At 40.7% G+C, this 25,581-nt stretch carries 25 protein-coding genes; 13 read left to right on the top strand and 12 right to left on the bottom strand.

The genetic code is table 11. The features are described from left to right. Positions 1-249 precede the first annotated feature (249 nt). Entirely contained in the window at positions 250-702 is a 453-nt protein-coding gene (locus J1899_RS21375; protein WP_425514989.1) for a hypothetical protein, read from the top strand. A gap of 54 nt (positions 703-756) precedes the next feature. Here J1899_RS21375 and phoU read toward each other — a convergent pair whose 3' ends face one another. The 8 genes from phoU to J1899_RS21335 all read right to left on the bottom strand — a co-directional run bounded on the left by phoU (position 757) and on the right by J1899_RS21335 (position 9,424). After that, positions 757-1,416, bottom strand: a complete 660-nt coding sequence (phoU, locus tag J1899_RS21370; protein WP_214476582.1) for a phosphate signaling complex protein PhoU — start codon at positions 1,414-1,416, stop codon at positions 757-759. Positions 1,417-1,432: 16 nt separating this feature from the next. After that, positions 1,433-2,230 carry a phosphate ABC transporter ATP-binding protein PstB gene (gene pstB / locus J1899_RS21365; RefSeq protein WP_214476580.1) on the bottom strand — a complete coding sequence of 266 codons (798 nt, stop codon included), beginning with the start codon at positions 2,228-2,230 and terminating at the stop codon, positions 1,433-1,435. A gap of 14 nt (positions 2,231-2,244) precedes the next feature. Continuing rightward, on the bottom strand, positions 2,245-3,069 hold the full coding sequence (gene pstA, locus J1899_RS21360; RefSeq protein ID WP_066442173.1) for a phosphate ABC transporter permease PstA: 825 nt from the start codon (positions 3,067-3,069) through the stop codon (positions 2,245-2,247). Between the two features lies 1 nt (position 3,070). Then, complete coding sequence (gene pstC, locus J1899_RS21355; RefSeq protein WP_066442175.1) at positions 3,071-3,985, bottom strand: phosphate ABC transporter permease subunit PstC; 915 nt, start codon at positions 3,983-3,985, stop codon at positions 3,071-3,073. A 48-nt stretch (positions 3,986-4,033) separates the two neighbouring features. Beyond that, positions 4,034-4,876: a phosphate ABC transporter substrate-binding protein gene (locus J1899_RS21350; protein WP_246586540.1), complete on the bottom strand. Its 843-nt coding sequence runs from the start codon at positions 4,874-4,876 to the stop codon at positions 4,034-4,036. Positions 4,877-5,323: 447 nt separating this feature from the next. Further along, positions 5,324-6,598: a YjiH family protein gene (locus J1899_RS21345; RefSeq protein ID WP_214478965.1), complete on the bottom strand. Its 1,275-nt coding sequence runs from the start codon at positions 6,596-6,598 to the stop codon at positions 5,324-5,326. A 311-nt stretch (positions 6,599-6,909) separates the two neighbouring features. Beyond that, positions 6,910-8,658, bottom strand: a complete 1,749-nt coding sequence (locus J1899_RS21340) for an ABC transporter ATP-binding protein (RefSeq protein ID WP_214476578.1) — start codon at positions 8,656-8,658, stop codon at positions 6,910-6,912. Continuing rightward, complete coding sequence (locus tag J1899_RS21335) at positions 8,642-9,424, bottom strand: MerR family transcriptional regulator (protein ID WP_214476575.1); 783 nt, start codon at positions 9,422-9,424, stop codon at positions 8,642-8,644. The genes J1899_RS21340 and J1899_RS21335 overlap by 17 nt, the downstream gene beginning before the upstream one ends. 176 nt (positions 9,425-9,600) lie before the next feature. On the opposite strand from J1899_RS21335, the gene J1899_RS21330 reads away from it, so the two are divergent. The 4 genes from J1899_RS21330 to J1899_RS21315 all read left to right on the top strand — a co-directional run bounded on the left by J1899_RS21330 (position 9,601) and on the right by J1899_RS21315 (position 12,500). Continuing rightward, positions 9,601-9,792 (top strand): hypothetical protein, encoded by a 192-nt coding sequence (locus J1899_RS21330; RefSeq protein WP_214476573.1) that lies wholly within the window; start codon positions 9,601-9,603, stop codon positions 9,790-9,792. Positions 9,793-10,040: 248 nt separating this feature from the next. Beyond that, positions 10,041-10,895, top strand: a complete 855-nt coding sequence (locus J1899_RS21325; RefSeq protein ID WP_066442186.1) for a Cof-type HAD-IIB family hydrolase — start codon at positions 10,041-10,043, stop codon at positions 10,893-10,895. A gap of 15 nt (positions 10,896-10,910) precedes the next feature. Further along, a complete protein-coding gene (locus J1899_RS21320; protein WP_214476571.1) occupies positions 10,911-11,969 on the top strand; it encodes a PQQ-dependent sugar dehydrogenase in 1,059 nt (352 codons plus the stop codon). Between the two features lie 72 nt (positions 11,970-12,041). Further along, entirely contained in the window at positions 12,042-12,500 is a 459-nt protein-coding gene (locus J1899_RS21315; RefSeq protein WP_066442191.1) for an SRPBCC family protein, read from the top strand. A 102-nt stretch (positions 12,501-12,602) separates the two neighbouring features. On the opposite strand, the gene bshB2 is transcribed toward J1899_RS21315, so the two are convergent. The 4 genes from bshB2 to pdxK form a co-directional block, all read right to left on the bottom strand. Then, positions 12,603-13,268, bottom strand: a complete 666-nt coding sequence (bshB2, locus tag J1899_RS21310) for a bacillithiol biosynthesis deacetylase BshB2 (RefSeq protein ID WP_066442193.1) — start codon at positions 13,266-13,268, stop codon at positions 12,603-12,605. 52 nt (positions 13,269-13,320) lie between these two features. Continuing rightward, positions 13,321-13,668 carry a YojF family protein gene (locus J1899_RS21305; protein ID WP_066451278.1) on the bottom strand — a complete coding sequence of 116 codons (348 nt, stop codon included), beginning with the start codon at positions 13,666-13,668 and terminating at the stop codon, positions 13,321-13,323. Between the two features lie 111 nt (positions 13,669-13,779). Next, entirely contained in the window at positions 13,780-13,902 is a 123-nt protein-coding gene (locus J1899_RS22790) for a hypothetical protein (protein WP_257297383.1), read from the bottom strand. A 372-nt stretch (positions 13,903-14,274) separates the two neighbouring features. Then, positions 14,275-15,093 carry a pyridoxine/pyridoxal/pyridoxamine kinase gene (gene pdxK, locus J1899_RS21300; protein WP_214476569.1) on the bottom strand — a complete coding sequence of 273 codons (819 nt, stop codon included), beginning with the start codon at positions 15,091-15,093 and terminating at the stop codon, positions 14,275-14,277. Between the two features lie 330 nt (positions 15,094-15,423). Here pdxK and fdhD point away from each other — a divergent pair, with 330 nt between their 5' ends. From fdhD to J1899_RS21260, 8 genes are all read left to right on the top strand, one after another. Continuing rightward, positions 15,424-16,191, top strand: coding sequence for a formate dehydrogenase accessory sulfurtransferase FdhD (gene fdhD, locus J1899_RS21295; RefSeq protein WP_214476568.1), 768 nt, complete (start codon positions 15,424-15,426; stop codon positions 16,189-16,191). Between the two features lie 181 nt (positions 16,192-16,372). After that, positions 16,373-19,360 (top strand): formate dehydrogenase-N subunit alpha, encoded by a 2,988-nt coding sequence (gene fdnG / locus J1899_RS21290; protein WP_214476566.1) that lies wholly within the window; start codon positions 16,373-16,375, stop codon positions 19,358-19,360. Beyond that, on the top strand, positions 19,360-20,172 hold the full coding sequence (locus J1899_RS21285) for a 4Fe-4S dicluster domain-containing protein (RefSeq protein WP_214476564.1): 813 nt from the start codon (positions 19,360-19,362) through the stop codon (positions 20,170-20,172). The genes fdnG and J1899_RS21285 overlap by 1 nt, the downstream gene beginning before the upstream one ends. Continuing rightward, positions 20,165-20,851: a formate dehydrogenase subunit gamma gene (locus J1899_RS21280; RefSeq protein ID WP_214476562.1), complete on the top strand. Its 687-nt coding sequence runs from the start codon at positions 20,165-20,167 to the stop codon at positions 20,849-20,851. Before J1899_RS21285 ends, J1899_RS21280 begins: the two co-directional genes overlap by 8 nt. 91 nt (positions 20,852-20,942) lie before the next feature. After that, entirely contained in the window at positions 20,943-21,746 is an 804-nt protein-coding gene (locus J1899_RS21275; RefSeq protein WP_214476560.1) for a formate dehydrogenase accessory protein FdhE, read from the top strand. An 18-nt stretch (positions 21,747-21,764) separates the two neighbouring features. Next, a complete protein-coding gene (gene mobA, locus J1899_RS21270) occupies positions 21,765-22,364 on the top strand; it encodes a molybdenum cofactor guanylyltransferase (protein WP_214476558.1) in 600 nt (199 codons plus the stop codon). After that, positions 22,361-23,590, top strand: coding sequence for a molybdopterin molybdotransferase MoeA (locus tag J1899_RS21265; protein ID WP_214476556.1), 1,230 nt, complete (start codon positions 22,361-22,363; stop codon positions 23,588-23,590). The genes mobA and J1899_RS21265 overlap by 4 nt, the downstream gene beginning before the upstream one ends. Positions 23,591-23,666: 76 nt before the next feature. Then, on the top strand, positions 23,667-25,580 hold the full coding sequence (locus tag J1899_RS21260) for a molybdopterin biosynthesis protein (RefSeq protein ID WP_214476554.1): 1,914 nt from the start codon (positions 23,667-23,669) through the stop codon (positions 25,578-25,580). Position 25,581: the final 1 nt, after the last annotated feature.

Raw genomic sequence — 25,581 nt, 5'->3', positions numbered from 1 at the left:
CAAACATTCAGGATTTCCTATCAAAATAATTAAACTTCCTATCAAATCCCGCCGACTTCCTATCAAATCCAATCATCCCACATAAAATGATTTCCCCAAGCATAAGGACCAAGCTACAATACAGAAACAAGTCATCAGTTTCCAAGAAATCAAAGTGGTCAAACACCCGCCTTAGCCAGACTGCATAATATAGTCTGAACAAAATTCGAATAAACACAAATAAAGACTGTCTTGAGGGGAGATTGAATCATGTATTTTAATCCATATCCATATGGGTACGAAGAAGAGCAAATGAGAATTTTTCCTGGATTCCCGTCACAAGGATTCCCATCACAAGGGTTTCCGCCAGGATTCCCGACACAGCCGCCGGGATTTGGACCAGGCCAAGGTGGCTCTCCTGGATTTAGCGGAGGCGGAGGCCAAGATGGACCTCCATCTTCACCACCACCATCCTTTACACCGCAAATGCAGCAGCAGCAATTCAGCAGCAGCGGCGGTCCGTCCGTTTTTGCAGTTGAAGCGGGAGCTATTAGAGGATGCCGGTTCCGCTTCACATATGTGTGGCTTCAAAATGGAAACAGTTTCTGGTTCTATCCAACATTTGTAGGCAGAACTTCAGTAGCTGGCTGGCGCTGGAGAAGAAACCGCTGGACGTATTATGGAACTGATTTAAGACGAATTAGCAGCTTCCGCTGTTTTTAATTTCTAAAAAAACAAAGCCAAAAAATGCACTACTCCGCATTTTTTGGCTTTTAATTATGTGTTCAAATCGTAAATCTCACCTTTGATTAGATAGGCAGCACTTTCAGCTATATTTGTAATATGATCTGCAGCACGTTCTAAGTAGCGATTTACAAATAATAACTGAACTGCTTGATTTGTGTCAGCAGCACTGCTGGACAAGTATGCTGTTAATTGTTTGTAGTTTTCACTATAAAAATCGTCTACCTGATCATCTAATGAACCGACTTCTTTAGCAAGGAGAATATTCTCATTAATAAATGAACTAACTGCTTTTTGCAGCATATCCATAGAGATTATTTTCATTTCCTCTAATTTTGTTCCTTTGATCAGTGAATTGGCTTTCCCGATTTTTATAGTTGATTTTGCGATATTAACTGCAAAGTCAGCTACCCTCTCAATCTCAGCCGAAATTTTTAAAGCACCGATAATTCTTCTGAGATCGCGAGCAACAGGCTGTTCTTTTACCATAAGCCATACGATAAATTGGTTAATCTCTGTTTCCAAAACATCAATTTCATTGTCTTCTTCAATTACTCTTAAAGCCAGCTCTACATCTTGGGTTTTAAATGCAGTAAATGCATTCTCAAATGCTTCAAGCGTCAGCGCATTCATTTCAGACATTTTATTTTGAAGTTCCTGCAGATTGTTTTCAAAATTTTCACGAACAACCATTCATATCACTCCTGAATTAACCGAAACGGCCGGTTACATAATCTTCTGTTCTTTGATCTTTTGGCATTGAGAAGATGGTCTCTGTGTTAGCATATTCAATAATTTCGCCATTTAAAAAGAAAGCTGTTTTATCAGAAACACGTGCAGCCTGCTGCATATTGTGCGTCACGATAACGATTGTATAATCATTTTTCATCTTGGCGATCAGCTCTTCCACTTTTAATGTTGAAATAGGATCAAGTGCTGAAGTGGGCTCGTCCATTAAAATAACCTCAGGCTTCATTGCGATCGCTCGGGCAATACATACGCGCTGCTGCTGTCCGCCAGACAGACCAAGAGCAGAGCTCTTCAGACGGTCTTTTACCTCATCCCATATAGCTGCACTTTTCAAGCTATCCTCTACCAGTTGATTGAGGACCTTCTTGCTTTTAATTCCTTGCATACGCGGTCCATACGCAACATTATCGTAGATGCTCATCGGGAATAGGTTTGGTTTTTGGAAAACCATACCAACCTTTGTGCGCAGCTTGATTACATCATTTGATCGATAAATGTTTTCGTTGTCAATTACAATGTCACCGCTGATTTTTACACCGTCAATTAAGTCATTCATACGATTTAATGTGCGGAGAAAAGTTGATTTCCCGCAGCCAGAAGGTCCGATAAGAGCCGTTACCCCTTTTTCCCGAATATCTATAGAGATACTAAATAGGGCTTGTTTTTCACCGTAAAACAAGTTTAAATCATTTACGCTTATTTTATTCTGTATTTGCTGCTCATTCCCTTTATTTCTATCCATCTTCGTTGTATTCATGATTTAGCACCTCACTAATAGTCGGCCTTGTTTAACTTTTTGGAAATAAAAGTGGCTGAAAGGTTAAGTATCAAAATAATCACGATAAGAACAATGCCTACTGCTGCTGCCAGTTCAATATCTCCAGCTTCCTGTGTCACTAGAAATGAATGAACCGTTAACGTTCTTGCAGAAGAGAAAATGTTCTCCGGCATTGCGGCTACCGTCCCTGCTGTTAGAAAAATAGCGGCAGATTCTCCGACAATCCTTCCGATTGAAAGGATAATTCCTGAAAGAATTCCAGGCATTGCGCTAGGTAAAATAACTTTATATAAGGTTTGAAGCTTAGTTGTTCCCAGGGCAAGTGAACCTTCCCGATAGGTAAGAGGAACCGTTTTTAATGCTTCCTCAGTGGTTCTGATAATAACAGGAAGTACAATAATAGTTAATGTCAGTGATGCGGCAATAATGGACATACCCATTTTCAGGACAGTAACAAAAAATACAGCTCCGAATAATCCGTAGATAATGGATGGAATCCCTGTTAAACTTTCTGTTGCAAACCGGATAATTCTGATCAGCCTGCCTTGTTTTGCATATTCCTGCAAATATACAGCTGCTAATATTCCAATAGGAGTCGCGATTAATAACGAAATCACGATTGTATAAATGGTGGTAACAATCATCGGTAAAATACCGCCTCCGCCAGAAGGAGAATAGTCACCAAAAATAAAATCCAGATTGATTAAATGAATGCCTTTATAGAAGATAAATCCTACAATGATACAAAGTGTTGCAATAGTTATAATGGCTGATAGCCAAAGCAGACTCTGGAAAAAATAATCCTTTGCTTTCCTCAACCTATTTCCCACCTTTTGATCCAATTTTAGCCAAAACAAGGTTTAATATTAAAATAAATGAGAATAGAACAATCCCTGTAGCAAATAGCATTTCCTGATGTGTTCCGAATGCATAGCCCATCTCCAAGGCAATATTCGTTGTTAAAGGGCGTATGCTATCTGTAAGGCTAGTCGGGAGTACGAGGCTATTTCCTGCGACGAGAATAACAGCCATTGTCTCACCGATTGCTCTTCCTAAGCCTAAGACAATAGCCGCCATAATTCCGGATTTTGCTGCGGGTACGACTACTTTGAAGATCGTGCCGATCGGTGAAGCTCCCAATGCAAGAGAGCCTTCTCTATAGGTTTTTGGAACTGCGCGAATAGATGTTTCTGCAACAGTAACAATGGTTGGCAGCATCATGATTGCCAGTACAAGAATCACGGCAATTAAGCTTTGCCCTTTAGCCAGGCCTAAATGATTTTGTAAGAAAGGTACAATAATCGCTAGTCCAAATACACCGTATAAGACTGAAGGGATCCCTGCCAGCAGCTGGACAGCTGGTGATATGATTCTGGCAATACTCTTAGGGGCAATCTCAGCTAGAAATATGGCTGTAAATAGCCCGATAGGCACCCCAATAATTAAAGCGCCGATTGTAGCGAAGATGGAAGCTACAATCATTGGCAATATGCCAAACTTGTCCTCGCTTGGCACCCAGTCTAATCCAAAGATAAATTCAATAAAGCTATATCCTTCAGCGAAGAAGGGGTGGGTGCCTTTATAAAAGACGAAACCAATAATCAGTAATAAGCTGATAACAGAGAGAAGTGAGCAAAATAGGAAGACCTTTTCAGACAACTTCTCTAAGAAATATTTTCGTTTATTTGAACTCTCGATCTGAGAAACTAACTCCTCATTAGAATGATTTGGCATTCCATTTTCCTCCCAGGTCTTTCGTGTTGAAATAATGTTGAAAAGATATTATTTTACTCTGATAGCTCCCGCCTCAGACACAATTTCCTGTCCCTCAGGACTTAAAATGTAATCAATAAATTTTTGACCTGACTCAGTTAAATTCTCTGGCTTGTTAACAAATAAAAATGGTCTTGATAGCAGGTATTTTTGCTGCAGAACATTTTCTGCTGTTGCTTGAACTCCATTAATTTTAACCGTAGATATCGTATCATCTATGTACTCAAATGAGATAAATCCTACAGCATGCTTATTCATAGCAACGGTTGTTTTAATATTTCCGTTTCCGCTGGCTACAATGGAGCTTCTAATAAGTTCACCTGATGAGTATCCAACAATTTCTTGGAAGGCATCGCGAGAACCTGAACCATCCTCACGAGAGACAACGACAATCTCCATGTCATCCCCGCCTAGTTCCTTCCAATTTGTGACTTCTCCAGTGAATATTTGTTTGACTTGATCAAGTGTTAGATCTTGAACCTTATTGGTAGGATGCGTGACAACGACAATACCATCATAAGCAATGATGGTTTCTGCCAATCCCTCCTGCTTTTCTTCCTCCTTTAAATCGCGAGAGGACATGCCAATTTCAGAAACACCGCTCAGAGAGTTTGTTATACCTGCAGAAGAGCCAATCTGATTGACTTCGATATTGACTTCAGCATTTTTACCTTCGAACTTCTCAGCGAGCTTTTCCGCTAGTGGCCCAACTGATGTGGATCCAGAAATCGCAAGCGTATATTGATTGCCTGATGAAGGCTCAGCATCCGTGTTATCTTGACTGCAGCCGGAAAAGACAAGTATGAGACTAAGCGAAGCAATTCCTGTCATGAGTTTTTTCTTAAAGTTCATGAAATACCTCCAGAGTTATACATTTCGTGGTTTCTAACCTGTTTTACATAAGAATGATCAAGATAAATACAAATTTTGCTGGCGCTGTATATCCTGTGATATGGACAAGATTAGTAAAGATGATGAGAAGCCAGCTCTATTAAAAAGGTGAAACAGTTTTCTGACTTTTTTGTTTTCGAATACCCATTTAAATTGCTTTTTTCTTTTTAATCTACGCTTAATGACTATAAACATTCAGTGTAAATTTATTATTAATATAATGTAAATTTAACGTAAAAATATTTACAAAAATTTTTCTGTTTCCGATTAGAAGCTTGAAATAATGAATGATTGGAAAAATCGAACTTACCGTGATTATTAATTTTTTGTAAATATATTGTAAATTTGGAAGGGTGGGAATCTGGAGAAAATAGAAATACCCGCCATAACGGCGGGTATGTAGTGGTATTAAAAAATAATGTGAGCCGCAATCACAATGATCGGCAATGTAATAAGGGTTCGTTGAATAAAAATAATGAATAGTTCAAGGAATGTAACAGGAATCTTACTGCCAAGCAGCAAGCCGCCCACTTCTGACATGTATATCAATTGTGTAACAGATACACTCGCTACAACAAATCGTGTCATTTCACTTTCAATACCAGAACCGATTACAGATGGCAAGAACATGTCAGCAAAACCGACAACTAAGGTTTCTGAAGCGGCTTTTGCTTCTGGGATCTGCATCAATTCTAATAGAGGAATAAACGGCATTCCAAGAATTTGAAAAACAGGTGTGTATTCCGCAACAATTAAGGCGAGTGTTCCAAGTGCCATGACAATAGGGGCTACACCCATCCACATATCGAGAATATTCTTTGCACCATCCTTAAAAAATGCTGCCACTCCAGTATGAGTTCTTGCTTTAGCCACAGCTTTTGTAACTCCCCAGCTAAAAGGGGTGTACCCTTCTGGAATGCTTTCGTCAGCCTTGCTAGCTTCACCATTATAATACGTATCAGGTTTACGTGATAAAGGCGGGATTCTCGGGCTAATTAAAGCAGCGGCCAGTCCTGCAATTAAGATAGTGATATAAAAGGGGACAAACATGCTGCCAAGACCAACCTGTGAGATGACAACTAAAGAGAATGTAATCGATACGACAGAAAAAGTTGTACCGATGATCGCAGCTTCTCTTTTTGTGTAGAAGCCTTCTTCATATTGCTTGCTTGTTAATAAAACACCAATGGTCCCATCGCCAAGCCATGATGCAACACAATCAATGGATGATCGTCCAGGAAGTTTAAAGACAGGACGCATAAACTTCGCTAAAAGTGTACCGAAGAATTCCAGCAGCCCGAAATTCAGCAGCAGTGGTAAAAATAAACCTGCAAATAAAAAGACCGCAAATAAAACCGGGAGCAGGTCGTACAGCAGCAAGCCGCCCGTATTTTCAGACCAAACCGCTTCCGGACCTAATTTAAACAATGCTGCAACAGCAAATAGACTGCCGATTACCCGGGCAATTACCCATATATAGCTAACATCAAATAAGTTTGTAAAAAATGAACTGTTTTGTATAAAAGCCGGCTTTACCCACTTAGCCGCAAGTGTGCCGATTAATGTAATGATGATCAAAACCGTCATGATCGCAGGGATATATCCTGCGAGTATATCCTGTACGAAATTAGATAGAATGGCGATTGGGATCGTAATTTCCCCGTCATAAGAAATAGGCACCATAAAAAAACCAATCCCAATGAGGGAAGGGATGATGAATTTTATTAGATCAGCGGATGCATATTTCTTCTCTGTTGTTTGCTGCAATTCATTCACCTTTTCTATTAATATTTATAAGCAAAAACTAATTTTAATACATTTTAATAAGATTGCCAACTCTTTTATGTATTTGCTTTACTATTTGCTTACCCTCTACCTAAATTCCACCATTGCTGTCTTTTTTAAACCTTTTTTAAAGAAGAAATTGGAACCTCATTAATAAGGCATTAAAAAAACAGGCTCCCTTTTTGGAAGTCTGTTTTAGTTTTTTCATGCTATGCTTCTGTTTTTAACTGCTGCTTTGCAAGCTTTTTATACAACTCATGAGTTTCAAACAGTTCCATATGTGTACCGATTCCTGTAATGCTGCCTTTTTCTAGCACGACAATTTGATCAGCATCAAAAACGGTCGAGAGTCTGTGGGCAATCACTAGTGTTGTTCGATTTTTCATCAGCTGCTGAAGAGCTTCCTGTACAAGCTGTTCAGATGCGCTGTCCAGGTTAGAAGTAGCTTCATCTAATAATAAAATTTTTGGATCGCGAATGACTGCTCTTGCAATCGCGATTCTTTGACGCTGTCCGCCAGATAATTTTATTCCTCGTTCACCTACCTCTGTTTCATATTGATCTGGCAGGTTTTCAATGAACTCAGCTGCATTGGCTACCTTTGCAGCATGAAGCAATTCATCATCTGAAACAGGACGATCCAAACCGTAGCAGATATTATCACGAATTGAACCGGACATAAGCGGACTTTCCTGAGATACATAGGCAATCTGACTGCGCCAATTGTGAAGATCAAATTCATCTATATTCTGATCCCCCAGGAAGATGGCTCCGTCTGATGGGGAGTAGAAGCGTTCAAGCAAGGCAAAAAGAGTAGTCTTCCCGCTGCCGCTTGGTCCAACAAAGGCGGTTGTTTTACCAGATGGAACATGGAGATTTATATTTTGTATAACTGGTTTGTCTGCATAGGAAAAAACAAGCTGATGAAAGGAAATATCTTGAGTGCTGCTATTTTCAGGCACTGCCAAACCAGAAGCTTCACTGTTAAGTTCGAGCATTTCCTGTATTCTTTCAGTCGCTCCAAGTGCTTTCTGATAGGCTGTAAAAAAAGAAGCCATTTGTGTGAATGGAACGATAATCTGAAACAGATAAATAATGATGGCTACTAGTGCGCCTGCTGAAAGAGTGCCTGCTGCGACTTTTATGCCTCCATATCCAATGAGAATAACAAGAACGAGCATCATAATCAGTGTCATAAAAGGAGAAACAATGGCTTGAATTTTAGCTTCTTTTAACCCGAACTGAAAGAGATGAGTAATTCCCTTTTCACCGCGTTCAATTTCTGTTTTTTCAGCATGATAGGCTTTAACAAGGCGAATATCTGCTAAAACCCTGCCTAAATTTCCCGAGAAATGAGCCATTTCATCTTGTGTAGAAAGAGAGATTTTATAAATTTTTTGTCCTAATGGCAGAATGATCAGGACGGAAATAGGAACAGATATCAGCATTATTAACGTCATTTTCCAATCGATTACAAGCAAAATAATAATGGCTCCAATGATGGAAATGAGCCCTGTAATAAAGGTGACTAAATGCTGAGTAATCAATGCTTTCACAATATTCGTATCCTGTGTAATCCTGCTCATGGTTTCTCCGGATTCATGCTGGTCAAAATAAGGGATCGGCAAGGTTAACACATGCCGCCAAAGCCGCTGTCTTAGGGAAGCGACAATCTTTTCTCCCATATATGTCATAAAATAATAAGAAAATCCTGAGGAAATGGTCTGCAGAATAAACGCTGCTGCAAAAAAGACAATGAGTGAAGCTTCAAGTGCAGAAGCTGCCATCTGGTCAACAAGTGATTTAGTTAAAAGGGGTACAACCAAACCAGCAGCCGTCTCTACTAGACTTAATATGATGGCTATGAAGAAAAGCCATTTCGGCGGATTGGACATTTTAATTAGATGCCAGAAGGATTTCCATCCTCCAGATTTAGCCTTCTCAGGATGTGCTGTCATATTGATCAGCTCCTCTGCTTTCTAAATAGATTTCCATTGCTTTTTCCAGCCATTCTTCTTCTTTCTTTGAAAATGGTGAAGCGAGGAAAAGTGGATCATTTTCCAATTCTGATTCTACAAGCTGTTCATTTTCTATAATTTCATGAAACAGAACATCTTCTCCACCTACTATTTCTGCAGTCAGCGTGAATATGTGACCTACCAGTTCTTGAACACTTGGGTTCTCCGGATTTTCGCCAACAGCTTCTTTAAGCTTTATGACGATGTCAGCTGTCAATCTGTTTAATTCCCTTTCTCTTTCATCAGAAATATTAAAGATTTCTTCAACACGATCGTTTGGCAATAATCTTTTCAGCCAATCTTTAAATTCATTTTCCATCTGAATATTATGAATGATCATAAGAAAAATGGAGGAGTTTACTTGTCCTTGAGACTCTGTGAGATCAATAGCATTATCCAATGCCCGGATGACCCGCTCAAGATGTGCCTTCTTTTTGAGCATCTCCTCTCTTTGAAAGAGAAGGGAGTCCATTAAGTTCCAATCACTTAAATGCAGAAATTCTCTAATCTCCTCTAAAGAATAGCCTAAAAACTTTAGTGAGATGATTTTCTGAAGCTGAACGATATTATCATCTGAATAATATCGGCGTCCCGATTCTGTAATGATGGATGGCTTAAGCAGTTCAAGTTCATCATAATAATGCAATGTACGAATGGTCGTTCCTGTCTTTTTTGAAAATTGGCCAATTGAGTATGTTTCGCTCATTTATATTCCCTCCTGAAATTCTTTCTGTCTTTATCATAAAACCTCACGTTACGTATGAATCAAGCGATAAATAAAAAAATTTTTCTGTTTTTTTCGTATGTGATTAGTGTATAGCAAAAAAGAGTAATAATGGAAACAATGGTAAAAATATGGTACAATAAAAAGGGGTGATATAAATGTGGATATTAATCCTTTGTGCAGTATTACTTGGAATTGGTTTTTTGATAGATTGGGGAGCAAAGAGAAAAGGACTTACCAACTATGATCCAGAGGAAAATGCAAAACATGTGTCACCATCAGAACGAGCTTATGCAGAATCATATATGGACCAAATAAAAGATAATAATAATGGCGGAGGCGGATTTTAAGTCTCCATCAGTAAATGAGTTGGAACACACTACAATAGAACTGAATGCTTAGGAAGTTCATCTTTCTAATCATTCGGTTTTTTATTTGTTATTTTAAGTTTTTTATTTTAAATATGAGTGAAATTTTAGCAATATAGTAAAAACTATACACATCAAACATGACTAATGATTTGTGTATTATTTTGGTTCATGTCAGGAACATGATAAAATGACAAGATAACAGGTTACTAAATTATGAGGTGAATTGGATGATTAAGTGTATTGCAAGTGATATGGATGGTACATTATTAACCGCAACTCAAACGATCACTGATGAAAATATTGCAGCGATAAAAAAAGCGCAGGAAAAGGGAATAGAAGTGGTTGTAGCTACAGGCAGATCCTATCAGGAAGCGATCTTTGTCTTAGAGGAGGCAGGATTAGAGTGTCCGATCATTTGTGCAAATGGAGCAGAAGTCCGTTCAGCACAAGGGGAAATTGTGTCTAACAGCCCGCTTGATAAAGAATTGGCTACGCGCACAGCAAAGGCTTTAACAGAACTGGAAGTTTATTATGAGGTATACACCAATCAAGGTACATATACAGTAGATGAAAAAAGAGGCATTACCATTATGGCCGACATTTTTCTTAGCGGCAATGAGGAAGCAGATGTTAAAAAGGTTTTGAAAGCGGCTGAAGAAAGGTTTGAAAAAGGCCTCGTACATAAAGTGGACAGCTATGATGTCCTTTTTGAAAGTGAAGATCATCAAATATATAAGCTTTTAGCCTTTACGTTTGATCCAGAGCGTATGGAAGAAGCGAAGGAAGCATTGCAGGACTTCGAAGGTTTAATCATCAGTTCATCCGGGCATGGGAACTTGGAGCTTACGAGCAAAAGTGCACAAAAGGGTGTTGCGCTAGAAGCGTTTGTCAGAGAAAAAGGGATTTCTTTAGAAGAAACGATGGCACTTGGCGATAATTATAATGACCTTTCGATGTTTAACGTTGTAGGAAGAGCGGTTGCTATGGGCAATGCAGATGATTACATTAAGTCGCAATGCCACATGGTGACCCTCACAAATGAAGAGAGCGGTGTAGGAAAGGCGATTCTAGAAGTATTATAAACAAGAGGTGATGGGATGAAAAAAGCAGCTGCACTTGTTTCTATACTATTGATTCTGGCTGGATGTACTGATAAAAATAACAGGCAGCAGGAAGATCAGGAAGTCACAACTGCAACAGTAGAGAATGAGGAATCTTTAGCAGCAAAGCTGAACACACCTTGGCAAATTAACCATCTAGATGGTGATTTTTACTTGTCTGAACGAACAGGCACAATTACAAAAGTGGAAAATGGAGAAAGCATTCGGCAATCTGTTGAACTGCAAAGACCGCTTTCTTCTGCTGCAGAAGCAGGTCTGCTCGGTTTTGTGCTTGCACCTGATTTTAATGAAACAAATGAGGCGTATGCGTATTACACATATGAAGAAGATGGGCAGCCATTTAACGCGATCGTCGTTCTGGAGCTCCAAAATGACCAATGGAGTGAAACGAAGGTACTTATAGATGGAATACCAAGCGGCAGTTTTCATCATGGCGGGAGGCTTGCGTTTGGTCCGGATGAAAAGCTATACGCTACTACAGGAGATGCTTCCAATCCAGAACTGGCACAAGATCTAAATTCACTGGCAGGGAAAATTTTAAGGGTAAATTTAGATGGTTCAATCCCGGATGATAATCCTTTTAAAGACTCGTATGTATACAGTTATGGCCATCGGAATCCGCAAGGGCTCACATGGGCAGAGGACGGTACGATGTATGCAAGTGAACACGGTCCATCTGCAAATGATGAGATCAATAGGATCACAGCTGGCTCAAATTACGGCTGGCCGGAAATAACAGGGAATGAAAGCAAGGATGGAATGGAATCTCCAATTTTCACTTCTGGTGATAACCAGACATGGGCACCGTCAGGGATGGCATACTATGAAAATCAGCTATTCGTTGCTGGATTAAGGGGAGAAGCCGTATTGCGTTTTGATCTGGAAACGGGCGAAAATGATGAACAGATTTCCAACCTTGGCAGAATTCGCGATGTGTATATTATTAACGGACAGCTCTATTTTATCAGCAATAATACAGACGGCCGCGGCACACCAGGTGAAAACGATGACCAGCTATACAGTGTCCCTCTATAACGTTTTATGAAAAGATCAGTATTTTGTTATATACTAAGCATATAATACTGAGACTAATTGAGGTGCAGATAGATGGCAGATTTTCGTTCTAGCGTAGTTATTCATAAGCCGGTAGAAGAAGTATTTCATTATGTCGTGAGCATGGAAAATGTGCACGAGCTCATGCCAAATGTAGTGAAAATGGAGAAACAGACGGAGGGGCCGCTTAAAGCTGGCACCATATTTTTAGAAACAAGGCTAATTAGCGGAAGAAATATTCAGGCAGAGGTCGAAATGACGGAGTATACAGAGAACCGGTCTTTCGCTACAAAAACCAATTCAAACGGCCTGATTACTGAATATCAATACCATTTTCATCCCGTCGAAGAAGGTACTCAAGTTGACCTTGAGGCTACAATTACGACAACAGGATTAAAAATGAGATTAACAAAGCCTATCTTAGTAAAAATGATCAAACGGGAAGACGGCAATCAGCTTGTCTACTTAAAAGAAATGTTTGAGCAGGACAAGAGTGAAAAAGAAGAAGAGTAAATTTGATTAATAAGAAACCCGAACCATCAGCACTAGTGGTTCGGGTTTCTTGTTGTTATAAGATGGTCATTCTTATGGTCTTCACCATCTTTAGTTGTTCCGTTAAAGCGGATAAGTCCAGAATCTTTCATTATGAACTCTTGCCATCACTTGCGGATCTTGCTTTTTCAGCTGTTCTTCCATTTCCTTTGCCATTAGCTGTGTTTGAGAAAGATGTGCTTTGATTGCAGCAATTTTAATATGTGCGACAGCACTAACCTCATTAACGATATCAGCCTGCCCAATTTCCTCTTCACAATTACGCGAAAAGGCAACACATTGCAGCTTTGGTCTATCGTTTGCCGGCATATTTCTCACAGCTCTGACAACTGCAGCCCCTGTTGCATCATGATCTGGGTGAACAGAATAGCCAGGATAAAAGGTAATGATTAAGGACGGTTGAACTTCATCGATAATTGCAGCAAGTTCATTTGTAAGCTTATCATCATCTTCGAACTCGATGGTCTTGTCGCGGTATCCAAGCATGCGTAAGTCCTGAATGCCCATTACTTCCGCAGCATCCTGGAGCTCTTTTTTGCGGATTTTTGATAATGTTTCTCGGTTAGCAAATGGAGGATTCCCCATATTGCGTCCCATTTCTCCTAATGTCAGACAGGCATATGTAACAGGAGTGCCGTTTTGTACATGAGTCGCAATCGTTCCGGAAACACCAAATGCCTCATCATCAGGATGAGGAAAAATAACTAAAACATGTCTTTCTTTTTCCACGATAAGCTCCTCCTTTCGTTTCCAATATAATTCTTTGAACCTTTATTTTCATCTATTCAAAAGGTGTCTCGCTTATTTGCAGGGCAACAGCAAGTTTTCCGCTGAAGTCATGGCCGGCAAGCAAAAGTCTCCCAGTTCCATCTTTTTCAAAATGAGTGATTCCTTCCGCATATACCCACCCAATCGCTGTCTTCAGCCCTACTCGAAAAGGCCCGTTGCCTGTTATCTTTCCATGCTCATATTCAAGCTGTGCATTTCGTATATATGCTCCTGATGAAAAGAACGTTTCATCAAAATGGGAAGCATACGCTCCATTGGTTGTTTCAAGATGAATATAAACCGGCTTTTTCGCATGTCGGTCCAGCTCTGTTTGCACATCTTGGGTTATCACTGGTTCCATCATCTGCTACACCCCCTTTTCATAAAGATTCATATCTATATAAAGTGTTGTTACCTTGAGTAAATCAAACCCTATTTTACTAAAAAATTCGAGGAAAAGCTAAAAATGAGATTAAGGAATAAAGAAAACTTGCCGATTGGCAAGTCCTATTAGGACCCAGACAGAGGCTGAGTAGCTTTTATGCTGCAATCTTAAAATGAGCCACTGTGTTGAGTCTTCTTCTGAGCTATTCATATATACCTCCTGATAGTCTGGGACTAAATCGCCTTTGATTATTTTCCAAAAACGCAAAATGAGAACTCTCATAAATAAGGGGAGAAATTCCGCTTAAATCGTAAAATCACCAAAAATAGGCTTAAATAAACGGAGAAATTCCCTCTAACAGACCGAAAAACATGTAAATGGGCGATTTTATTCAAGATAACCGGAAAATCTCCGCTTATTTTGCCCCAAAATAGCTCAATTTTAGAAATAAGGGTAAAATCTCCGCTTATTTCACTGGTTCCTTCATCAAAAAATCAGCTCTTGCAGTGATTACAAAGGACAAGAATCGCTCAGAAAAAAGCTTAAAAAAACAGAACCGTCTCCGGCTCTGTTTCAATTAGCTTATTTTTCTTCTGCTTTTAAATGACGGCTAGCACCTTGTCTAGTCGGTCCTACATATTCATTCAGCTTAAATCCATGATTAATGGCATCTGAAATAAATTCTTTAGCAGCAGTAACAGCTTCAATAACTGATTTTCCTTTTGCAAGCTGAGCTGTAATGGCAGATGAATAAGTGCATCCTGCTCCATGTGTATAGGTTGTCTGAATTCTTTCACCTTCAAGTACTGTGAAATCAGAGCCATCATACAAAACATCAACTGCTTTTTCATGCTGAAGCTTGCTGCCGCCTTTGATTAAAACGTATTTCGGTCCAAGCTCATGGATTTTAACAGCTGCTTCTTTCATATCTTCAATCGTTTTAAGCGGAGCTGTTTTAGCAAGCTGTGATGCCTCGAAAAGGTTAGGTGTAACTACTGTTGCAAGCGGCGTTAATATCTCTCTCAATGCATCTGCTGTTTCAGGGTGAAGGACTTCATCTTCTCCCTTGCAGACCATAACAGGATCAATTACAACATGCTTAATATCATTTTCAGTAATTGTTTTAGCAGCAAGCTTGATGATATCTACCGAACCAAGCATTCCCGTTTTCATCGCGTCTACGCCAACAGAAAGAATGGTTTCTAATTGTGTTTGAAGTGTTTCTATATCGATAGGGAAGACGTTATGGTGCCAGTCGTTTTTAGGATCCATTGTAACGATTGTTGTCAGAGCAGTCATCCCATATACGCCATGCTCTTGGAAGGTTTTAATATCAGCTTGGATTCCTGCACCGCCGCTCGTATCAGAACCTGCTATTGTTAATACTTTTTTAATTGTCATCTGTCTTTCCTCCCTGAATATATCATTTCATTCTTTTCAGTATATCAATTTCGATTAACGTAATAAAGTGTAAGTTCTCGGAAAAACGACAAACCATAATAAGCAAATATATAGCTTTGTTTTAGATCATATATATCTTCAAGTTATAACATTTACATATTTCGTAAAAAATTGTCGATTTAAAGAAGAAATTATGAATTTTTTGTGACCTATGGCGATAATCTTCATTTTCTCCTTTCGAAAGTGATAAAAGTTACATTTGCATCTGGAGATGATGTGTAGGATAGAACTATAACCAACTTGTGTGTGCTTTTAAAAGGGGGAAGAGCCATGAATTACAAAGGCAGTCCTGAAGAATTCCCTATTACATTGCTCATTAATGGGTTTGAGATTGCGGTGTTTCAGCTGACGAACGAGGACTTAGAGGATTGGGCTTATGGATATTTGTATTCTGAAGGCTTAATTGAAAAGGCAGAAGACATTCGCACCTTTCGATTTGTGGAGGATTCCAACACAATTTATGTAGAGCTGGATAATGACTTTCAGCCTGAATGGATGTTCACAAAGAAAAAGCATTACACCGCTGGCTGTGGAAGAGGGGTCACATTCTTCTCAATGACAGATGTGAAAGCGTTTCCCAAGATTAATAGTATGAGAACGTTCACAATGAGTCTTCTTTTGAAAAAAAGAAGTGAGTTTGCAAAGAATTCCCCATTGTATCTAAAGACAGGCGGGATGCACGGGGCATGCATTGTTCATGAGTCGGGAGAAATTACTGTGCGAGAGGATATTGGCAGGCATAATGCTGTTGATAAAGTGATTGGTTTTGCCTTGCGCAATAGATTAGAGCCTTCAAATTTGCTGCTGCTGACAACAGGAAGAGTGTCTTATGAAATGCTTTCTAAAGCAGCAAAATTCGGATTTCCTGTAATCGGGTCAAGAACGGCAGCAACAAAGCAGGCAGTTCAGCTTGCCAAATTTCTAAACATAGAAGTAATAGGTTATTTGCGAGGGAAAATGGCCATTTCATATACCTCTGCTGGCAGAGTTGTCAATGATCTTGAAAATCGGCCATTTGAAAGAGTTAGAGAAAAATAGAAAAGTGGACGGTGCTTGATCAGCTTCAACAAATCATAAGACGAATTGGACGGAGGGCTATTCATTCACCTCATGGTAGATTTCGCTTATAACCTCGAGGAGCTAACCGTCGGAACTAGACAATGTACCTCACTGGAAATCAACAAGCTAGAGTTAAATCTTGGAATTGGGGGGAGAAAAAGTGGAACTAAATGTAACACGAAGGAAGTTTCTGAAGATATCAGGTGCTGTAGCTGCTACTTTAGCAGTGGTGGAGCTTGGTTTTGATGATAAAACAGCCAGAGCAAAAGCAAAGGAATTAAAAATTTCAGAGTTAAAACCAACACCAACCATCTGCCCTTATTGCTCTGTGGGCTGTGGGATTTTAGTGTATTCAAACGGAAAAGATGTTGTATACACAGAAGGTGATCCGGATCATCCGATCAATGAAGGATCGCTCTGCAGTAAAGGTACAACCGTAAGGCAAGTATACACAACAGAAAAGCGTATCACAAAGCCATTATACCGAGCACCAGGAAGCGGAAAATGGGAAGAAGTGGATTGGGATTTTGCTCTCGATAAAGTAGCGAAAAATATTAAAGATACCCGCGATCGCACATTTGTCCAAAAGGAAAATGGCTATACGGTCAACAAGACAGAGGCGATTGCTTATATGGGTGGAGCGGCACTCGATAATGAAGAAACGTATTTGCTTTCTAAGCTTTTCCGTGCAGGACTGGGCTTAACGTATATCGAGCATCAGGCCCGAATATGACATAGTTCTACGGTTGCCGGTCTGGCACCTACGTATGGAAGAGGCGCAATGACAAATCATTGGAATGATTTGCAATATGCGGATGCCCTAATGGTCATAGGAGCAAATCCTGCTGAAAATCATCCAATCAGCTTTAGATGGATCTCAAAAGCAAAGCAAAAGGGAGCAAAGCTCATTTCAGTGGATCCAAGATATACAAGAACGTCGCAGATGGCTAATATCTACGGTCAGCTTCGTTCAGGAACAGATATTGCTTTTATTGGCGGCATGATTCATTATGCGCTTGAAAATGACATGTATCATAAAGAATATGTAGCAGCCTACACAAATGCGTCATTTATCGTAGATGAACAATACTCCTTTGAAGATGGCATTTTTAACGACTACGATGAAACAACAAGGAATTATGATAAAACAAAATGGGCCTTTAAAAAGGATGAAAACGGCGAGATTGTTAAGGATCCAGCCTTAAAGGATCCCCGCTGCGTTTTTCAGCTAATGAAAAAACATTATGCACGCTATGATGTTGACACAGTAACAGGTGTTACAGGCACAGATAAAGATACGTATCTCGAAATCTGCCAAACATTCACAGGTACTAGTGAAACAGGCAAAGCAGGTACTATCCTATATGCTATGGGCGGTACACAGCATACGGTAGGTACCCAAAATATTCGCGCATATGCGATCTTACAGCTTTTACTCGGAAATATTGGCATTGCCGGCGGTGGTGTCAATGCCCTGCGCGGAGAGTCAAATGTACAAGGATCAACCGATTTCGGACTTCTTTATCATAATGTCAATGGTTATATGGAAGTACCTACAGGATCGGATCAAGACTCAAAGTATAAAGGATTTCTGGAGCGGATTACACCTGAATCCGGGTATTTCTCTAACAAACCGAAGTTTTACACAAGCATGTTGAAAGCTTACTACGGCGATTCTGCAACTAAGCAAAATGAATTTGGCTATCATCTGATGCCAAAACTGACGCCAGGCAAGGATTATTCACATATGCGCTTATTTGATGCGATGTACCGCGGAGAGCTTGAAGGGCTAATTATGTTTGGAACAAATCCTGTTGTAGGGGGGCCAAATGCAGGGAAAGAAAAAGAAGCATTGAGCAACCTAAAGTGGATGGTTGCAGTCGACCTATTTGAAACAGAAACGTCAGCATTTTGGCAAAAGGAAGCTGGAGCAGACCCGGCTGCGATCCAAACAGAGGTGATTTTCCTGCCTGCCTGCGGATCATTTGAAAAAGAAGGTTCTGTTACAAACTCAGGGCGCTGGATGCAATACCGCTGGCAAGCGATTAAACCAAAGGGTGAATCAAGAGCTGACCTGGAAATCGTTCATATGCTTGCTAGAAAGCTGAAAGGATTATATGAAAATAGTCCAAAGCAGCAGGATATGCCGATGAAGGCTTTAACATGGGATTATGGAGAATCGGATCACCCTGATATCGATATCGTCTGCCGTGAAATTAACGGCTATGATATGAAAACAAAACAGCAGATTAAAGGTTTTGGAGATTTGAAGGATGATGGTTCTACATGCAGCGGCAATTGGATATATAGCGGATTTTACCCAGAATCTGAGAACCTATCAAAACGAAGAGATAATACAAATGAAGGTATGAGTAACTTCTTAAACTGGTCTTTTGCATGGCCGGCAAATAGGAGAATTCTTTATAACCGTGCGAGTGCTGATTTGAATGGAAAGGCATGGAGCAAGGATCGTATCGGAATACAGTGGAATGCAGCAGAGAAAAAATGGACCGGTTTTGATGTTCCAGACTTTGTTGCCGCGAAAGGTCCGGATGATCCTACATTTAATGACCCATTCATTATGATGGCGGGTGGAAAAGGAGCTTTGTTTTCTGGAGGCGTTAATGAAGGGCCATTCCCAGAGCATTACGAGCCTTATGAAAACCCCATTTCAAATGCATTTTCCAGTATTCAGCTGAATCCAGCAGTGAAGTTTGGCGAGAAGGAAATGAATGCGCAAGGAGATGTGTCAGAATATCCGATTGTCGCAACAACCTATCGTGTATCTGAGCATTGGCAGTCTGGAGCGATGACAAGGAATATCCCTTGGCTGGCTGAGCTGATGCCGCATATGTACATTGAAATAAGTGAAGAGCTGGCACAGGAAAAGGGAATATCAAGCAAGGATCGGGTGATCGTAAAAACGGCCCGTGGGGAAATAGAGGCTTTTGCCATGATCACCAAACGCTTTAAACCGTACAAATTAAAAGATAAAACCATTCACCAAATTGGCATGCCATGGCATTTTGGCTATAAAGGGATCGCAACAGGCGCAACAGCTAACCGCTTGACCCCTCATATTGGAGATGCAAATACGACAATTCCTGAGTATAAAGCGTTCCTATGTGATGTAAGGAGGGTGAAGTAATGGCAGATTATATTAAATTTGTGGATGTAACGAAATGTGATGGCTGCCGGGCATGTATGGTTGCCTGTAAAAATTGGAACGACTTGCCGGCAGAGCCAGAGGACTTTAATGGAAGTATACAATCACACAGAGATTTAACGGCAAACACATGGAATGTCATTACGTTTAATGAACAGGAAACATCGGATGGAAACTTTGAATGGCTTTTCCGTCATATGTCCTGCCTGCACTGTAATCAGGCTGCCTGTGAAAAGGCTTGTCCGGAGAGTGCGATCAGCTATACAAAATTCAATTCCGTCGTCATTGATGCGGAAAAATGCGTAGGCTGCGGCTATTGTGTTCAGAATTGTTCCTTTGGTGTTGTGCAGCTTGCCACCTATAAAGATAAAAATGGCAGTGAATATCGAAAGGCACAAAAATGTACTCTTTGCACAGACCGGCTTGAGCAAGGTCTGCAGCCGGCCTGTGTGGTTGCCTGCCATACTGACTGCTTAATTTATGAAGAAAAGGACCTTGTCTTAGCTGAAGCAAACAAGCGCCTAGGTGAAGTGAAGGAACGTTTTCCGAATGCAAATATCTATAACCCGCAAGGAATTGAAGGCACCAATACCATCTATCTCCTTGCTGACAAACCATCTGTCTATGGATTGCCAGAGAATCCAAAAGTGGCTTTATCCCAAGTGGTTTGGAAGGACTATGCTCAGCCGCTTGGCAAAATGATGCTTGGAGCTACAACAATGGCAGTTATTGGTGCTGCTATATCAAATGCTGTAAGAAAAGACCGATCGGAAGGGGATCATGACCATGAATAAAAAAGAACCAAAGATGGTTAAGCGATTCTCAAAGCATGTCATTTTTGCACACTGGTTAAATGCTTTGGCATTCTTTGTTCTGTACTTAACCGGTCTGCCGCTTTATACAGAGTTTTTTGACTGGCTTTATGTTGTATTTGGAAGCCCGGCAGGTGCACGTCTTGTTCATAGAATAGCAGTTGTGTTTTTCATCCTGCCTGTTGTCTATATTTTGTTTGTAGATCCAAAGAGCTTTATTCACTGGATGAAGCAGATTTTTTCCTGGAAAAAACATGACTTCCAATTCTTCTTACATTTTCCGAAAGAATTTTTTGGCGGTCATGCGAAGATACCAAAGCAGGATTTTTACAATGCAGGTGAAAAGTTAAACTCTCTGCTGACGATTTTGACAGCTGTTATGCTCATTGGTTCCGGTCTTGTCATGTGGTTTCCGCAGTACTTTCCACAAGGACTTGTGATGTGGGCATATCCGCTTCATAATATCGGACTTGGATTATCCACGGCCGTTGTAGTCGGTCATGTTTATTTATCGGTTGGCCATCCCGGCTCCCGTGCTTCTTTTAGAGGAATGACAAAAGGAGATATTCCAGAAGAATATGCGCGTGATCATCACGGGCGCTGGTATGACGAGCTTAAGGAACAGGAAAAAGAACAGGAACAAGAGCAGAAGCGGGCTTAATCTCGAAACAAACCTATTAATACGAAGAAGCTACCCATTACTGGGTAGCTCTTCCCGTTTTTTAAAAAGAACATTGAAAGAAGGGATCCTTATGTCGAACACGAATGTAGTAGAAGAAAGCTATGAGAAGCTGCAGGCGGAAATAGAAGAATTAATAAAAGAGTGGCGCCAGTCTATATATGAAACAGCTGTAGTGAAAGAATCTTCGTTTGAACTTATCTCCTCACCACTTATTCCACAGCTTGACCTTGAAGCGGATATGAATCAATATCATCTTTTTATAATTGAACTGTTTGATTTTTTAGCTGAAAGGCAGCCGGGAAATCTTGAGTATTGTGATATCTTAAAAGAGAATTTAACCATTGACATAGTGAGTAAGTGGTTTAAAGAGGCGATCACTGTAAATCGATCCTACTTTCATGCAGTTGCAGAACAATATCAGGTTCCGGAATGGCTCCCGCTGTTTGCAGCAGAACAGGCTGCCCGCCCTTTCTTACAAAAGGCTGCAGCAGAGCTGGAGACCGTCCTGACTAAATTTCAGCATGACCCATGCTGCCCGGCATGCGGTGAGCCTGCGCGTTTTGCTGTTGTAGGGAAAAAGGGGAAAAAGGAGCTCACATGCCCGCGCTGTCTGCATAGCAGGGAAGAAAAAAAGCTGCGCTGTGCACATTGCGGAACAGAAGATCATACCCAAATGATTGTTATGAAGGTGGATGGTGAAGAAGGAGCGGAAATTCACGGCTGTCAAACATGCAAAGGGTATACAAAGGTGATTGATATGAGAAAGCTGCTGAAGAAGGAAACACCTGCGCTCATGGATATAAAAACAATTCACCTGGACTATATTGCGCAAGAAAACGGTTTTGGCACGGCTGAGGATGGCAAATACCATTAAGATTGGCTGGTGATAGAAGTGGAGACAACAGGCATTATTTTAGCAGGCGGGAAATCAAGCCGGATGGGTACCAACAAGGCACTGCTGCAAATAGACGGAAAAACGGTCATTGAACGGATTGCAGAAGAGCTTGCAACCATTGTCGACCATGTCATTGTCGTAACGAATACGCCTGATGATTATGCATTTCTGCAATTGCCGATGATTGCAGACCGTTATATAGGAAAAGGGCCGCTTGCTGGAATTGAAGCAGGGCTGTCTTTATCAGCAACGGAAAAGAATTTAATTGTTGCCTGCGATATGCCCTTTATATCTGCATCGCTCGGAAGTTATTTACTAAGCAAGCTGGATGATTACCAAGCTGCCGTTCCAGAGCGGGACGGCCAAAAACACCCTCTATTTGCTGCCTATAGAAGGGAAACAAGAAATTGTGCGGAAATGTTCTTAAAGGAAGAAAAGCTGGCTATTCGCAATATGCTAAACTATATTCAGACAGTGTATATAAGAGTTGAATCTTTAAAAATACCTATCAATGAGTCAACCCTTTTTAATATGAATCACCCGGAAGAGTATAAAAAAGCAGCACAGATCTCTTCGGAAGGCAAAGAGCAGCTATGAAATTTTTTAATGTAAAAACAGTAGAGGAAACATTCCAGCTAATAAAAGAATATTATTCGCCCATTCAGGAATGGAAGATGGTGCCGCTTGAAGAGGCTGTACAGCACATCCTTGCAAAGGATATACACGCAACAGAAAATGTGCCTGGCTTCCGCCGGTCGGCTGTAGATGGCTATGCTGTCCTAGCGGCGGATACATTCGGGGCCTCTGAAAACCTTCCTGCTTATTTAAATGTCACAGGTGAAGTGAAAATGGGGGAGCAGCCTTCAAAGCCTCTTTTTAGCGGGGAGGCCATGTATGTCCCTACTGGTGGAATGATTCCAGAGCATAGTAATGCGGTAGTTATGATTGAGCATTGTGAAGATTTAGATGGTCTTCTAAATTTATATAAACATGTCATGCCTGGAGAAAATGTGATTGAAGCAGATGAAGATCTTCGGCAGGGAAGCCTCTTGCTGAAAAAAGGAACCTTGCTTCGGGCACAGGAACTCGGTGCACTTGCCTCACAAGGAATAGTAGAAGTCCCAGTTGTACGCAAACCCATTATTGCTTACTTATCAACGGGAAATGAAGTGAAAGCACTCGAAACGAAAGAGCTATTGCCCGGCCAGGTTCGTGATATGAACGGTATGACAATTGGAGCCCTTGTAAAAGAATGGGGATATGAATTTAAATACGGCGGTATTGTAAATGATGATTTTGATGATTTAAAAAGAAAAATGCAGCAAATGCTTGCTGAAGCAGACTGTTTGTTTATCTCAGGGGGAAGTTCTGTTGGTGTTATGGACTATTCATCTGATGTACTGAACTCGCTGGGAAAACCAGGTGTGTTTGTACATGGCATTTCGATTAAACCTGGAAAACCAACAATTATGGCAAGTGCAGAAGGAAAACCTGTGATTGCACTTCCCGGCCATCCAGCTTCAGCTATGGTTATTTTCCATGTTTTCGCCAAAAAAATCTTGAATCAACTGCAAGGATATGAAGGCTTAGACTCTCCGTTTACATTTGCAAAAACCACTAGAAATATCCCTTCTGCTGCGGGACGAACAGATTATGTGAGAACTCGTCTCTTTCAGGAGGGTGAACAATGGCTGGCTGAACCTATTTTCGGAAAATCGGGACTTATTTCAACCCTGGTCAATAGTGATGGGCTGATTGAAATTCCGGCCCGCAGTGAAGGGGTGCAAAAAGGAGAACTTGTCACTGTTAAATTATTTCTTTAAGAAGCATTAACAGCTCCAGCGCTTATCGTCCCTATCTATAGATCGATAAAGCGCCCTGGTATTAAGGAGTGTTAACATGTCACCATACAAACGAAAAATATATTTAGAGAATAAACCCCGCCAAGAGGCACGGCATGAAATGCTCGCAAACTTTCAGCCGAAGAGGAAAGTGGAGTGGATACCAAGTGTGTCTGCTCTTGGGCGAATTACAGCAGAACCTATTTTTGCACAGAGCTCGATGCCTCATTTTCATGCTTCAGCGATGGATGGCATAGCGATTGTGGCAGAAGAGACCTTTTCTGCTCATGAACAAAACCCGCTGCTGCTAAGGAGAAATGAAGATTTTATTCATGTGGATACTGGAAATGAAGTGCCTCCTCCATTTAATGCGGTAATCATGATTGAAAACGTAGAAGAGCGGGATGAAGATAGCGTGGAAATCATTGAACCAGCAGCTCCTTGGCAGCATATCCGTCCGATTGGGGAGGATATTGTACAAGAGGAAATGCTATTCCCGCAAGGCCATGAAATCAGACCAGTTGATATTGGGGCATTAGTTGCCGCTCGAACTCTAACCATTCCAGTCATTAAAAAACCAGCTGTAACGGTCATTCCCACTGGCAATGAGCTAGTTTCCGCAGAAGATGCTGCTTCAGTTGGACAGCTTATTGAGTTTAATGGAAGTGCCTTTGTCAATTATATAAGAGAGTGGGGAGGAGATCCGCTTCTCACACCAGTCGTTAAGGATGATCCGGAGAAAATAAAAGCCGCATTGCTGGAAGCAGCAAATACCTCAGATATTGTAGTTATCAATGCTGGATCATCGGCAGGATCAAAGGATTACACTGTTCATATTTTACAGGAGATAGGCACCGTGTATACGCATGGAATTGCAACAAGACCTGGTAAACCTGTCATTATCGGCAAGGTGAATAGCACAATCGTTGTTGGCATTCCAGGATACCCTGTGTCAGCCTATTTAAGCTTAGAATGGTTTGTGCGTCTGCTTATTTGTGAGTACTTAGGTGTAAATGAACCCGAACGGCAAAAGCTGAAAGTGAAAATTGGCCGGCGAATGGTCGGGTCAATGGGTGCTGAAGATTTTATTCGAGTGAGTATAGGGTATATTAATGGGGAGTATGTGGCAAACCCCTTATCAAGAGCTGCTGGAGTGACCATGTCGCTTGTACGTGCAGACGGCCTGCTTGTCATTCCTCCTGATATTTTAGGGTATGAGCAAGGAGAATACGCGGAAGCAGAACTTTATAAACCAAAGCATGAAATTGAAAATGCCATTGTGTTCAGCGGCAGTCACGATCTGACAATCGACCTTTTATCATCAAAACTAAAAGCAGAAAATCGATCGTTCAGTATACAGGCTTCACATACAGGCAGCATGGCCGGTATGATGGCCATTAAAAAAGGGGAAGCACATTTAGCTGCAGTGCATCTGCTTGACCCTGAAACAAAAGAATATAACACTTCCTATATAAAAAGATTCTTGCAGGGAACGGAAGTTGTCTTATATCCTTTCTTAAGAAGAAAACAAGGCTGGCTATTGCCACAAGGCAACCCGCTTAACATACAATCGCTGCTTGATATTGTTGAAAAACAGGCACAGTATGCCAATCGGCAAAAAGGTGCAGGCACAAGAGTTCTTTTTGATATGATGATGAGAGAAGAAGGGGTTAGTCCTCAGCAGATTACTGGATATGAACGTGAAATGTTTTCACACTTAAGTGTTGCTGCAGAGGTGAAAGGAAACCCTGATGGAGTTGGTCTTGGCATTTACTCTGCTGCTAAGGTGATGAAACTCGATTTTATCCCAGTGGCAGATGAACATTACGATCTGCTTATGACAAAAAGCTTTTTCGAAAGTGAACAGGGACAGACACTTATTAAGGTCATTCAATCCGATGACTTTAAGCAGGCTGTTGAACAAATTGGCGGCTATTCTCTCGTGCAAGAACTTGAACCTTTATTCTTTTAAA

This window comes from Cytobacillus gottheilii, assembly GCF_018582665.1.
Lineage (GTDB): Bacteria > Bacillota > Bacilli > Bacillales > Cytobacillaceae > Cytobacillus > Cytobacillus gottheilii.
This window is presented reverse-complemented; position numbering and strand designations above follow the sequence as displayed.